Source organism: Brachybacterium huguangmaarense, from assembly GCF_025725725.1.
GTDB lineage: Bacteria > Actinomycetota > Actinomycetes > Actinomycetales > Dermabacteraceae > Brachybacterium > Brachybacterium huguangmaarense.
This window is the reverse complement of sequence record NZ_CP107020.1, coordinates 1209964-1223640: the sequence shown is the minus strand read 5'-3', so window position 1 is coordinate 1223640 and position 13677 is coordinate 1209964. Positions and strand designations below refer to the sequence as shown.

The following is a 13677-nucleotide window of genomic DNA, read 5'->3' as shown; positions in this document are numbered from 1 at the left end:
GTACGATCGGGGGCGTGCCTGCCGCCCCCGCCCCCCTCCGTCGCCCGGGTCGTCCGCACATCGCGCCCACCGCCCCCGCGCCGCTCCGGATGCTCCGCGCCGCCCTGCTCGCCCTGCTGACCGCCGCGGCCGTGCTGCTGCCGGCCGGGGCGGCGCACGCCGAGGACACGCCGCCCGGCCCCGTGCGCCTCGTGCTCGTCACGTCGGGCCTCACCTGGGAGGACGTGGACGCCTCGGCCACGCCGCACCTCCAGTGCCTCGCGGACCGCTCGGGCGTGGCCGCCATGAACACGAGCTCGACGACACCGCTGTCCACGCGCGCCCAGGGCTTCGAGAGCCTGCACACCGGCTATCGCGGGCTCGCCGCCGAGGCCAAGCGCTCGGCCGGCATCCCCGACCCGCCCGTCGACCTCCTGTCCCGCGTCCCGGGGGGCGCGGTGACGGTCGACGGCGCCGCCGGGCTCGCCGGAGCTCCTGCGGACGCCGGACTGCTCGTCGTCGAGCTGCCCTCGGTGCCGCGCGGCGACGCGGCCGACCGTGCGGCCGGGCTCGCCGAGCTCGACGCCGAGGTCGGCCGGGTGCTCGAGGCCGAGGGCGGCTGCGACGCCGCCTCCCTCCCCCGCACCCTGCTCGCCTCGGTCGGAGCGGTCGACGTGCCGGCGACGTCCGCGATCGCCTCCGCACCGCCCGGGAGCGCCCAGCTGCAGGTGGTCATGGACTCCGGCCTGCCGGGCACCGCCCTCACGAGCGGAGCCACCCACCAGAGCGGCGTCGTCGTGCTCACCGACCTGCTGCCGACCGTCCTGGCCGGCCACGACGTGCCGGTGCCCGCGACCCTGCCGGGCCAGCCGCTGCAGGGCCAGGAGGTCGAGCACCCCCAGCTTCTCGCCCTCGACCGCACGCAGGCCGCGGGGCTCGTGGACCGTGCGACGGTGCCGGCGCTCGGCACCTGGGTGCTGCCCGGTGTCGCGGGGCTCGTCGTGCTGCTCGTGCCGCCGCTCGCGCGGCGCCGCCGCCTGGCCGCCGTGGCCCGCGCGGCCCTCACGATCGCGCCGCTGTGCCTGCCCGCCGGGCTGTGCGCGGCGCTCGTGCCGTGGTGGCGGACCTCGCATCCCGTGCTCGCGCTGACCGGCGTGGTCTGGGCCGGCTCGATCCTGCTGGCCGTGATCGTGCTCGCGGGGCCGTGGCGCCGCACGCGCCTGGGGCCGCCCGGGGTGGCCGGCGCCCTCGTCGCGGGCATCATCCTGCTCGAGTCCGCGACGGGCTCGCGCCTGCAGCTCGGCTCCCCGCTCGGCGCGCAGGCGATCTCGGGCGGCCGCTACTACGGCCTGTCCAACCATCTGTTCGGCATGGTCCTCGCGGGGGCGCTGCTCGCGCTGCTGGCGCTGTTCTCGCGGCTGTCCTCGCGACGGGCGCGGGTGCTCGCCGCGGTGCTCGTGGGCCTCGCGGTCGCGGGCGTGTGCGTCGCCCCGTCGATGGGCGCCGACTTCGGCTCGATGCTGGTCACGGTGCCGACCTTCGGCATCCTCGCCCTGGCCGTCTCGGGGATCCGGGTGCGCGTGTGGCACGTGCTCGTGCTCGGGGTCGGCGGCGTGGCCGCGGTCATGGCGGTGTCGTTCCTGGACTGGCTGCGCCCGCCGGAGCAGCGCACCCACCTGGGCCGTTTCATCGACGACCTGCTGTCGGGCGAGCTGGTCTCGGTGGTGGTCCGCAAGCTCGCCCAGAACATCGACATGGTGCTCGGGATCTGGCCGCTCGCCGTGCTCATGGTGATCGCGCTCGTGCTCACGGTCGCGATGCTCATGCCGCGACGCGCACGCCTGGGGCGCCTCGCCGCGTTCGACGCGGCGCATCCGGAGGCCTATGCCGTGCGGATCGCGCTCGCGATCGGCGCCTGGCTGGGCGACGCCGTCAACGACACCGGCCCCGTGCTCGTGGCGGCCGTGCTCGGCGTGACCCTCGCGCTGCTGATCCCCATGTGGCCGGACCCGCGCGCCGTCGAGGCCCGCTGAGGCTCAGGCCTCGTCGTCGGGCACGTGCGGCGGGCGCACGTGCCGGCGTCGCGCGAGGGCCCGCAGCACGTCACGCAGCTGGGCGGCCCGGTGCAGCTGGCTGCGCACGTCCCTGCCGGTCGCACGATGGTGGAGCTCGCACGGGATCTCCTTGACCCAGAACCCGCCGGTCAGCGCGTCGATCGTGAGCGACGTCTCGACGCCCCAGCCGGGGGCGAGCGGCTGGCACGCCTCCCACAGCTCGCGCGTCACGCAGCGCGTGCCGGACAGCGGCTGGCGCGGGGACCAGCCGGTCGCCCGCTCGATGCCGCGCCGGGCCGTGCGCACGACGGTGCCCAGGCCCGCCGCGCCGGCCTGGGCGGGCAGCAGGGCGATGGCCATGTCGACGCCGTCGGCCAGGACCGCGTCGACGAGGGGCGCGGCCTCGACCGCGGAGTCCTCCATGTCGCCGTCGAGGAACAGCAGGGCGCGCGGCGGCGCCTCGGCCGCCCCGATCACGGGCAGGGGGCCGGTGTGCCCCTCGACGCGCGGCTCGGCGTGCAGCTCCTCGACGAAGGCCTCGCCGCCGTCGGCGCGCTCGGTGTCCTCGCGCATCGCGACCACCTGGGCGCCCGTGACCATCGCGGCGGCCTTGCCGCGGTTGCTGCGGTGGCGCACGACGGCGGCGCCCGCGCCCTTGGCGATCGCGGCGGTCGCGTCGCTCGAGCCGTCGTCGACGACCACCACGAGGTCGACGAGCGGGATCGCGCGCACGGCGCGCACGGTCGCCTCGATCCGTGCGGCCTCGTCCTTGGCGGGGATCACGACGGCGACGTGCGTGGGCCGGGACCGATCCGTCAGGTCCTGGACGCGCCCCGCCGCGGTCGTCATCGCAGGGTCACCTGGCGGGCGACGATGCCGCCGCGCGCGCGGCGCTCGAGAGCGGTGAGCGGCGCGGTCTCGGCGAGAGCGGCCTCGAACCGCTCGCGCAGGGCGGGCGCCTCGCGCTCGACGCCCTCGGCGCCGAAGCCGTGGGGCAGGTCCCAGACCGGCACCGTCATGCCCTCGGCGCGGAACGAGCCGACGTAGCGGGTGCCGTCGCCGAGACCCGACGCGCGCCGCGCGTGGAGACGGGAGACCGCGTCGATCACGGCGTCCTCGTCGGCGTCGAGCACCCAGCGCACGTGCTCCTTGGCGCCCGCGTCGACCCAGAAGGCGTGCGGGAGGGCCTCGATCGCGACGGTCGGCATGATCGACTCGTTGGCCGTCTGCAGCGCCTGCGTCACCTCGGCGGTGCGCTCGGCCCCGGGATCGATCCAGAAGTCGAAGGTGTCGTGCACGGTGAGCGGGAAGTCGCCGTCCAGGTCGAGCAGGTCCTGGAGGCGCGGGGAGTCCGCGGTGAGGTCGAGCTGGGCGATCGGGGTGCCGGGGGCGGCGGCGAGCGCCTGGGCGACGGCCTGCCCGAAGGCGCGCGAGAGGTCGCCGCCGGGCACCGAGGCCTGCAGCCCGAGGACGATGCCGCCGTCGCTGCGGCGCACCGCGGGCCACGCCATCGGCAGCACCGTCGCGATCGTGACGGGCACCGAGCCGTGCTCGGCGGTCGTGGAGGCGGCCATGGTCGCGGCGGGGATCAGCTGGCGCATCGCGACGAGGTCGCGCTCGGCGGCGATCCCCTCGAACGGGCGGCGGACCAGTGCGTCGTGCGTCGTCGAGGGCATGGCGGCAGTCTAGCCAGCGGTGGCGCCGCCCCCCGGGATCAGTGGGGGGACATCCCCCTGGGGCGGTCCGGAGGGCGGCCGGTAGGGTCGGCGCCATGACCGCCCTCGGCCTGCTGGCCTTCTTCGGCATGGCCGTGGTGACGATGGACATCCTCGGCGGTGTCATCGCCGCGACCTTCCTCGCCCGGGGCATGCGCCCCCTGCACCTGCTCGCCTTCGTGGGCGCCTACGCCGTCTCGGTGATCGTCGTGACGCTCCTGCTCAAGCCGCTGCTGCGCATCGTCGGCGGCTGGCTGGCCCCCGTGCTGGGCTCGGAGACCTGGCTGGCCGTGATCCAGCTCGTCGTCGGCACCGCCCTGATCGGCTTCGCCGTGTTCCAGCGCCGCAACGCCGAGCGCGTCCCGCAGCCGCGCCAGCGCAACCTGCGCGACCAGGTGGGCTCGCTCGCGACGGGCGGGCTGCTGCTGAGCCTCACGACGTTCGCGGACCCGACCTTCACGGTCGCCGTCGGCATGGCGATGCAGGTGCCGAGCGTGCTCGAGGAGATCGTGCTGCTGGTGGCGTGGAACGTCATCTACCAGCTCCCGCTCGCGACGGTCACCGTCGCCTCCCTGTTCGGCGCCCACGAACGGGTCCTGGCCCGGCTCGGCGCGTTCTTCGGCCCCCGTCGCCGCGGGCTGCTGCTCGTGTTCGCGGCGATCCTGGCCGTGGCGGGCCTCGCCGTGATCGCCGACGGCGCCTACGCCCTCGCTTCGGCCCATCACCCGTGGCTCGAGTCGCTCCTGATGCTGCGGGAGTCGAGCGAGGGCTGAGGCCGAGGTCTAGCGTGGGTCCATGGCTCGCCCCCTGCCGTCATCGCCGACGGCGCCCCACCGCCCCCTGCTCGACACCTCGCTCGCGCGGCGCCACGCGCTCGCGCACGACGCCTCCCACTACCTGCTGATCCCCGAGGCCGTCACGACCCCCGCCTCGGAGACCGAGGTCGTGGCCCTGCTGCGCGAGGCCGCCTCCTCGCGGCGCGCGCTCACGTTCCGCTCGGGCGGCTCGAGCCTGTCCGGGCAGGCGCAGTCGGACTCGGTGCTCGCCGACGTGCGGCGCCACTTCGCCGGGATCGAGGTGCTCGATGACGGCCGGCGCGTCCGGGTGGGTCCCGGCGCGACGCTCGGCCGGGTCAACGCCCACCTGCTCTGCCACGGGCGCCGGCTCGGCCCGGACCCCGCCTCGGCGACGGCGTGCACGATCGGCGGGGTGATCGCGAACAACTCCTCGGGCATGGCGGCGGGCACCACCGAGAACTCCTACCGCACCCTCGAGTCGCTGCGCTTCGTGCTGCCCTCCGGCACGGTCGTGGACACCGCCCTCCCCGACGCGGACGCCCGCCTGCGCCACGACGAGCCCGCCCTGCACGCGGGCCTGGCCCGGCTGATGGCGCGCGTGCGCGCGGACGCCGAGGCGACCCGCGTGATCCGGGAGCGCTTCGCGCTCAAGAACACGATGGGCTACGGCGTCAACGCGCTGCTCGACTTCGAGGACGTCGCCGACGTGCTCGCCCATCTCGTGGTCGGGTCCGAGGGCACGCTCGCCTTCGTCGCCGCGGCGGTCTTCCGCACGGTGCCGATCCCCCGTCGCATGGCGACCGGCCTGCTCGCCTTCGACTCGCTCCACGCCGCCACGAGCGCCCTGCCCGGCGTCGTCGAGGCGGGCTTCGCGACTGTCGAGCTGATGGACGCGCGCTCCCTGCGCGTGGCCCAGCGCCTCGCGCGGGTCCCGCGGGAGATCGCCGGCCTGGACGTCCAGGACCACGCGGCGCTCCTGGTCGAGCAGCGCGCCGACACCGACGAGGCGCTCGTGGAGGCCGTCGACCGCGCCGACCGCCTCGCCCGCGCCCTCGACCTCGCGGCGCCGCTCGCGATGACCGAGGACGCCGAGCGTCGCGCGGCGCTGTGGACCACGCGCAACGGGCTGTACGCCGCCGTCGCGGGAGCACGGCCGGCGGGCGCGATCGCGCTGCTCGAGGACGTCGTGGTGCCCGTCGGCGCGCTCGATGCGACCTGCACGGGGCTGCAGGGGCTCTTCGCGCGCCACGGCTACGAGGACCCCGTCGTGTTCGGGCACGCCAAGGACGGCAACATCCACTTCCTGCTCAACGAGAAGCTGGGCGAGGGACAGGACCGCTACGAGGCGTTCACGCACGACATGGTCGACCTCGTGCTGGGCCAGGGCGGCAACCTCAAGGCCGAGCACGGCACCGGCCGCGTCATGGCGCCGTTCGTCGAGCGGCAGTACGGGCCTGAGCTGTACGCGGTGATGCGCGAGATCAAGCGCCTGGTGGACCCCGCCGGGATCCTCAACCCCGGGGTCCTGCTCACCGACGACGCCTCCGCCCACACCCGCGACCTCAAGCCCGTCGTGCCGATCGAGGAGGAGGCCGACCGCTGCGTCGAGTGCGGCTACTGCGAGCCCGTGTGCCCCAGCCGCGACCTGACCCTCACCCCGCGCCAGCGGATCGTGCTGCGCCGGGACCTCGCGCTCGCCCGTGCGCGGGGCGATCGGGAGACGGCCGCCGCGATCACCGCGGCGTACGACTACGAGGGGCTGGCCACGTGCGCCGTCGACGGCATGTGCGTGACCACGTGCCCGGTCGGCATCAACACGGGCGACCTCGTGCGGCGTCTGCGCGCCGAGGAGGCGGGCCCGGTCGAGGGCGCCGCCTGGGGCGCCGCGGCCGCGCACTGGGACGTGGCGACGCGGGGCGCCTCGGCGGCCCTCACCGTCGCGGGGGCGCTGCCCTCCGCGCTTCCCCGCGCGGCGACGGCCGCGGCCCGCGCCGTGGCCGGCACCGACCGGGTGCCCTCCTACCGTCCCGAGCTGCCGCGCCACGGAGGGCGGCGTCGCCAGGGCGGGGGCCGCGGACTGACGGGCGCCCCGACCGTCGCAGTCCACCTGCCCTCGTGCATGCACACGATGTTCGGTCCCGACGGCGCGCCGGAGGGGGCCGAGAGCGTCGGGGAGGCGCTCACGGTGCTCGCCCAGCGGGCGGGCGTGCGGCTCGTCGTGCCCGACGAGGCGTGCACGCTGTGCTGCGCGACGCCGTTCTCGTCCAAGGGGATGACGTCGGCCAAGGAGGACATGCACCGCCGTGTGCGGACGGTCCTCGGCGCGGCGAGCGCGCGCCACGGCGGAGTCCCCGTGGTCGTCGACGCCGCATCGTGCACCGAGGGCGTGCGGCATGCGATGGCCGGCGCGGACGTCGAGGTGATCGACGCCGTCACCTTCGCGCGTCGAGTGCTCCTGCCCCGCCTGGCCGTGACCTCCCCCGTGTCCGCGGTGACCGTGCACCCGACGTGCTCGACGACCCATCTGGGCACGACGGACGATCTCGTCGCCGTGGCCGCCGCCTGCGCGCACGAGGTCGTCGTGCCGACCGACTGGGGCTGCTGCGGCTATGCGGGCGACCGCGGGATGCTGCATCCCGAGCTGACGGCCGCCGCCACGCGGCTCGAGGCCACCGAGGTCGGCGCGCGGGCCACGGCGTGGTACGTGAGCGCCAACCGGACGTGCGAGCTGGGCATGGCCGCCGCGACCGGACGCCCGTACCGCCACGTGCTCGAGCTGCTGGCCGCGACCACCGGCTGAGAGACGGGTGCCCGCCGCAAGTTCTTGCAGTCCTTTCAGTTCTCTTGCAGACAGTCCGGGCCGCACGTACTCTCGACGGACCGGGCATCGCCGCCCGTCCCGCCCTCCCCCCGCCTCACCCTCCCCGCCCCGCCGTGTCGCCGTGCGACCGGCGAGCGCGCCCCGCCCGGACACAGGAGTCCCGCATGCCCTCCCCGCTGCTCCCCCTCGCCCGCCGTGCCGCCGCGATCGGCGGCAGCCTCGCCGTGGTCCTCGCCGGGCAGCTCGGCGCCGCCCCGGCCGCTCTCGCCGAGGACCCCGCCGAGGTCGTCGTCGCGGGCGACCTGCAGTCGGCGCTGGGATGCCCGGGCGACTGGCAGCCGGACTGCGCCGACACGGCGCTGAGCCTCGACGACGCCTCCGGCCTGTACTCCGCGACCTACGACCTGCCGGCGGGCGAGTACCAGTACAAGCTCGCGGTCGGCGGCTCGTGGGACGAGAGCTACGGCCAGGGCGGGGTCCCCGGCGGGGAGAACCTCACGACCACGCACGCCGACGGTCCGATCACCTTCTGGTACGACCCCGCGACGCACTACCTGACCGACACCGCGACCGCCCCCGTGATCACGCTGCCCGGCTCCTTCGACCAGGAGCTCGGCTGCCCGTCCGACTGGGCGCCCGACTGCATGAGCACGTGGATGCAGGACCTCGACGGCGACGGCGTGTTCACCTTCTCCACGACCGCGATCCCGGCGGGGAGCCACGAGGTCAAGGTCGCGCACGGTCGCTCGTGGGACGAGAACTACGGCATGAACGGCGAGGTCGGCGGCGCGAACTACACGTTCGCGACGCAGGCCGGCAAGGACGTCACCTTCCGCTACACGCTGTCCACCCACGTGCTCGAGATCGTCGTCGCCGACCCGCCCGTGGACGGGACCGGCCAGCAGCTCGGGCACCTCCTCGACGCGACCACGATCGCGTGGCCGACCGATCGGGTGACCGCCGGGGCGAGCTGGGAGCTGTGGTCCTCCCCGACCGGCGGCCTCACGGTGGCCGACGGGACGGTCACGGGCGGGGCCCGGCTGGGCGAGCTCGCGCGCGACGCGGCGGGGCTGACGGCCGAGCAGCTCGAGAACCGGGGGCATCTGACGGGCTTCACCGCCCTCACCTTGAGCGGGGTCGACCGCGAGACGCTCGGCGAGGCCCTCACGGGACAGCTGGCCGTCGTCCAGCGCGACGCCGACGGCGCCGTGCAGGTGTTCACGGGGCTCCAGATCCCCGGGGTGCTCGACGACCTCTACGCCGATGCGGCACGCCGGGGCGGCGACCTCGGGCTCCGCTTCGCCGACGGGGTGCCGACGCTCACGCTGTGGGCGCCGACCGCCGTCTCGGTGTCCCTGCAGCTGTTCGACGCCGACGGCGCGAACCCCGAGTCCGTGCCCATGACGCGCCAGGACGACGGCACCTGGACCGTGACCGGCGACGCCTCCTGGGAGGACCGCTCGTACCTCTACGACGTCGAGGTGTACGTCCCCTCCCTCGACGCGCTGCACCACAACCTCGTGACGGATCCGTACTCGGTGGGGCTCACGCTCGACTCGGAGCGCTCCGTGCTCCTCGACCTCGACGACCCGCGCTGGGCGCCGGACGTCTGGACGGACACGTCCGCGCCGACCGTCGCGCAGTTCGCCGACCAGACGATCTACGAGATGCACGTCCGGGACTTCTCGGTGGGCGACACCACGGTCCCCGCCGCGGAGCGCGGCACCTACGCCGCGTTCGGGGAGGCCGGCTCCGACGGCACCACGCGGCTGCGGGAGCTCGCCGAGGCGGGCATGACCACCGTGCACCTGCTGCCGACCTTCGACATCGCCTCGATCGAGGAGGACCGCGACCTCCAGAAGACCCCGCAGATCCCGGCCGACGCAGGACCCTCCTCGACCGCGCAGCAGGCCGCCGTCGTTGCCGTGGCCTCGCAGGACGCCTACAACTGGGGCTACGACCCCTTCCACTACATGACGCCCGAGGGAAGCTACGCGACCACCGGTCACCAGTCCGGCGGACCGCGCACGACCGAGTTCCGCTCCATGGTCGGCGACCTGCACGACATGGGCCTGCAGGTCGTGCTCGACCAGGTCTACAACCACACCGCCGCCTCGGGCCAGGAGAAGACCTCGGTGCTCGACCAGGTGGTGCCCGGCTACTACCAGCGCCTCAGCCTGACCGGCTCCGTCGAGACCTCGACCTGCTGCCAGAACATCGCGACGGAGCACGCGATGGCCGAGCAGCTCATGGTCGACTCGACCGTGATGTGGGCCAAGGACTACCACGTCGACGGCTTCCGCTTCGACCTCATGGGCCACTCCTCGCGCGAGAACATGCTCGCGATCCGCTCGGCGCTCGACGACCTCACGCTCGACGAGGACGGGGTGGACGGCTCGTCGATCTACCTGTACGGGGAGGGCTGGAACTTCGGCGAGGTCGCCGACAACGCACGCTTCACGCAGGCCACGCAGGGCCAGCTCGACGACACCTCGATCGGGGCGTTCAACGACCGGCTGCGCGACGGCGTCCACGGCGGCAGCCCCTTCGACGTCGACAAGCGCACCCATCAGGGCTTCGGCAACGGGCTCTCCACGGATCCCAACGACAACGCCGAGGGCTCTGCCGACACCCAGCTCGCGGATCTGCGCCATCGCACGGACCTCGTGCGCCTCGGGCTCGCAGGCAACCTCAAGGACTATCGCTTCACCGACGCCTCCGGGGCCGTCGTCACGGGCGCCGAGGTCGACTACAACGGGGCGCCCGCCGGGTACGCGAGCCGCCCCGAGGAGTCCGTCAACTACGTCGACGCGCACGACAACGAGACGCTCTACGACATGAACGTGTGGAAGCTGCCGCAGGACACGTCCATGGACGACCGCGTCCGCATGAACACCCTCTCGCTCGCGACCACGGCGCTGGGCCAGTCCCCGTCGTTCTGGGCGGGCGGGACCGATCTGCTGCGCTCGAAGTCGCTCGACCGCGACTCCTACGACTCCGGCGACCATGTCAACGCGATCGACTGGACGGGCAGCGACAACGGCTTCGGGCGCGGTCTGCCGCCCGAGGGCAAGAACGGGGAGGCGTGGCCGCTCATGCGTCCCATGCTCGAGGACGAGGCGCTGCATCCGGGGTCCGAGGCGATCGGCGCCTCGGCGGACCAGACGCTCGACCTGCTGCGCCTGCGCTCGTCCTCCAACCTGTTCACGCTCGGCGACGCCTCGCTCATCGAGCAGAAGGTGACCTTCCCCAACGCGGGCCCCGAGGCGACGCCCGGCCTGCTCGTGATGCGGATCGACGACACCGTGGGCGAGGACGCCGATCCCGAGCTGGACGGCATCGTCACGGTCTTCAACGTCTCCGACGAGGCGATCGACGAGGCGATCGACGACATGGCGGGCGAGGGCTACGTGCTCTCACCCGTTCAGGCGGACGGGTCGGACGCGGTCGTGAAGTCGGCGTCGTGGGACGCGGCCACGGGCACGGCGCACGTGCCCGCCCGCACCGTCGCGGTGTTCGTCAAGGCCCAGGGCGCCGAGCCGACCCAGCGCTTCACCGACGTGCCGCCCGGCACGATGTACTTCGACGAGATCGAGTGGATGGGCGCCGAGGGCATCAGCACGGGCTACCCCGACGGCACCTTCCGCCCGCTCTCGCCGGTGGGCCGCGACGCGATGGCCGAGTACCTGTACCGCCTGGCCGGGTCGCCTGCCGTGACGCCGCCGCGCACCCAGCCGTTCCGCGACGTGAAGCCGGGCATGGAGCACTACGACGCGATCATCTGGGCCTACCAGCAGGGCATCGCCCGCGGCTGGTCGGACGGCACCTTCCGGCCCACCCAGGCGATCGACCGTGACGCCATGGCCGCGTTCATCTACCGCTACGCCGGGGAGCCCGAGGTCCCGCAGCCCACGACGGCGCCGTTCCGCGACGTGCCCGCCGGCAGCCAGTTCGCGCGCGAGATCGCGTGGCTCAAGTCCGAGGGCATCTCGACCGGGTGGCCCGACGGCACCTACCGGCCCGGCACGCCCATGAACCGCGACGCCATGGCCGCGTTCCTCTACCGTCTCGTCAACGAGCAGCAGATCACGTACCTGTCGGAGGCCGACTCCTGACGTCGCGCAGCGCCCCCTCGAGCACCGCGAGGTCCTCCTCGTGCATGGGCCGCGCGTGCGCCGGGCGCGGCGTGCGCGGCCACCGGGTCAGGTGCACGGGGACCTCGGGCAGGCCCAGCCGCTGGGCGACGGCGATCCGGTGGTTGCCGTCGAGGGTCGCGAACTCCTCGTTGGCGGCGAGGTCGAGCGGGGTGCGGATGCCGTGCACGCGGGCGTCGGCCTCGATCTCGTCGAGGTGGGCCGCGGTGTCGAGGTGCGCGGAGCCGACGTGCTCGCGGTCGACGGCGCGGTAGCGCGCCACGAGGGCGGTGGGCAGGTGCACCGCCGGCGTCTCCCGGCCCGTACGGCGCTCCATGACAATCTCGTCCGGGCCGGCGGCCCCTCCCACGACCCCGAACCCGCAGCGTGCGTAGAGCCGGCGCGCCGCCGTGCCGGTCTCGACGACGACCAGGCGCAGCCGCGCCTCGGGCAGGTGGTCCTCCGCCCAGCCGATGCACTGCTCGACGAGGGCCCGGCCGAGCCCCGTGCCGCGCGCCTCGGGCGCGACCCACACCGAGAAGATCGACGCCGGGGCGCCGGGTGCCTCCCCCGGCACGATGCGCGCCATGCCGAGCGGGGCGTCCGCTCCCGCAGGGGTCGCGAGGATGCAGGCCCCGGGTGCGGCGATCGCGCGCGCCCAGTGCTCGTCGCTGTCCCGCGCGAGCGCCTTGGCGTACGTCGTGGCGAAGGCCTGGGGGTCCTCCCGCAGCGAGCGCAGGCGCAGGCCTCGCCACGCCTCGCGGTCCTCCGGACCGGCGACGGCGACCAGGATCCCGTCCCCGTCCCTGCTCATGACGCCTCACACACCGTCGCGGGCCGTGGCGCCGTCGCGGGGGGCCGTCGCCTCGGGGGCCGGCTGCGGCTCGTCGGTGCCGGTCAGCCGCCCGAGCCCCGCCATCACGTGGTAGACGGCGAGGGCCGCGAGCGTGCCCAGCGCGATGCCGGTCAGCGTGATGCCGTCGAACACCCAGGTCACGTTGGCGATGCCGACCACGAGCGCCACGCCCGCCGTGATCTGGTTCTTGGGGCGGGAGAAGTCCACGCGCCCGTCGACCCACATGCGCACGCCGACGATCCCGATGAGCCCGTAGAGCACGAAGGTGACGCCGCCGAGCACGCCCGGCGGGATGGTGTTGATGAGCGCGCCGACCTTGGGCGAGAGCGACAGCAGCACCGCGACGATGCCCGCGACCCAGTAGGCGGCGGTCGAGTAGACGCGGGTCGCGCTCATGACCCCGATGTTCTCGCCGTACGTGGTCGTGGGCGAGCCGCCGAAGATCGCGGAGACGGAGGTCGCCAGCCCGTCGGAGAACAGGGTGCGCCCCACCATGTGGTCGAGGTTGCGCCCCGTCATCAGGCCCACGCTCGTCACGTGCCCGACGTTCTCGGCGAGCAGCACGACGATGACGGGCAGGAACATCGGCAGCAGCGTCAGGTCGAAGGTCGGGTGGGTGAACTCGGGCAGGCCGAACAGCGGCGCGTGGTGGAACTCGGTGAAGTCCACCTCGCCCCGGGCGACCGCGACGACGTAGCCCACCACGACGCCCAGCAGCACGGACACGCGGCCCAGGATGCCCTTGAACAGGGCCGTGCACAGGACCACCGCGGCAAGCGTGACGACCGCCGTGACCGGTGACTTCTGGAAGTTGCCGTACGCGGTCGGGGCGAGGTTGAAGCCGATCAGCGCGACGATCGAGCCCATCACCACGGGCGGCATCAGCAGGCCGATCCAGCGCGTGCCGACGGCCTGGACGAGCAGTCCGAGCAGTGCCATCAGCACGCCGATCACGAGCACCCCGCCGAGGGCCGCCTGCGGGGAGTCGGCGGCGGTCGCGGCCGTGATGGGCGCGATGAACGCGAAGGACGAGCCCAGGTAGCTCGGCACCCGGTTGCGCGTGATGAGCAGGAACAGCATCGTGCCGATGCCCGAGAACAGGAGCGTCGTCGACGGCGGGAAGCCGGTCAGCAGCGGCACCAGGAAGGTCGCGCCGAACATGGCCACGACGTGCTGGGCGCCGATGCCGATGGTGAGCGGCCAGGCCAGGCGCTCCTCGGGGCGCACGATCGCACCGGGCTCGACGGTGCGACCGTTTCCGTGCAGGGTCCAGGGGAGCAGGGACATGGGGATCCTGTCGTTCGAAGGAGGCGGAGGGGGCC

Annotated in this window: 8 protein-coding genes; 4 read left to right on the top strand and 4 right to left on the bottom strand. The window is 74.2% G+C overall.

All coding sequences use genetic code 11. The features are described 5' to 3' along the window. Positions 1 to 14 precede the first annotated feature (14 nt). Positions 15 to 2012 carry a hypothetical protein gene (locus BRM3_RS05390; RefSeq protein ID WP_263595064.1) on the top strand — a complete coding sequence of 666 codons (1998 nt, stop codon included), beginning with the start codon at positions 15 to 17 and terminating at the stop codon, positions 2010 to 2012. 3 nt (positions 2013 to 2015) lie between these two features. Here the strand turns inward: BRM3_RS05390 and BRM3_RS05385 are convergent, their stop codons facing one another. Together BRM3_RS05385 and BRM3_RS05380 are read right to left on the bottom strand one after the other, a co-directional pair. Next, positions 2016 to 2882 carry a glycosyltransferase gene (locus BRM3_RS05385; protein ID WP_263595063.1) on the bottom strand — a complete coding sequence of 289 codons (867 nt, stop codon included), beginning with the start codon at positions 2880 to 2882 and terminating at the stop codon, positions 2016 to 2018. Further along, positions 2879 to 3709: a DUF5926 family protein gene (locus BRM3_RS05380; RefSeq protein WP_263595062.1), complete on the bottom strand. Its 831-nt coding sequence runs from the start codon at positions 3707 to 3709 to the stop codon at positions 2879 to 2881. The genes BRM3_RS05385 and BRM3_RS05380 overlap by 4 nt, the downstream gene beginning before the upstream one ends. Before the next feature lie 95 nt (positions 3710 to 3804). On the opposite strand from BRM3_RS05380, the gene BRM3_RS05375 reads away from it, so the two are divergent. From BRM3_RS05375 to pulA, 3 genes are all read left to right on the top strand, one after another. Beyond that, positions 3805 to 4521, top strand: coding sequence for a sulfite exporter TauE/SafE family protein (locus BRM3_RS05375; protein WP_263595061.1), 717 nt, complete (start codon positions 3805 to 3807; stop codon positions 4519 to 4521). A 22-nt stretch (positions 4522 to 4543) separates the two neighbouring features. Further along, a complete protein-coding gene (locus BRM3_RS05370) occupies positions 4544 to 7345 on the top strand; it encodes an FAD-binding and (Fe-S)-binding domain-containing protein (RefSeq protein WP_263595060.1) in 2802 nt (933 codons plus the stop codon). A 185-nt stretch (positions 7346 to 7530) separates the two neighbouring features. Further along, entirely contained in the window at positions 7531 to 11481 is a 3951-nt protein-coding gene (gene pulA, locus BRM3_RS05365) for a pullulanase-type alpha-1,6-glucosidase (protein WP_263595059.1), read from the top strand. On the opposite strand, the gene BRM3_RS05360 is transcribed toward pulA, so the two are convergent. Continuing rightward, a complete protein-coding gene (locus BRM3_RS05360) occupies positions 11453 to 12313 on the bottom strand; it encodes a GNAT family N-acetyltransferase (protein ID WP_263595058.1) in 861 nt (286 codons plus the stop codon). The genes pulA and BRM3_RS05360 overlap by 29 nt on opposite strands. A 6-nt stretch (positions 12314 to 12319) precedes the next feature. Next, positions 12320 to 13642 carry a uracil-xanthine permease family protein gene (locus BRM3_RS05355; protein ID WP_263595057.1) on the bottom strand — a complete coding sequence of 441 codons (1323 nt, stop codon included), beginning with the start codon at positions 13640 to 13642 and terminating at the stop codon, positions 12320 to 12322. Positions 13643 to 13677: the final 35 nt, after the last annotated feature.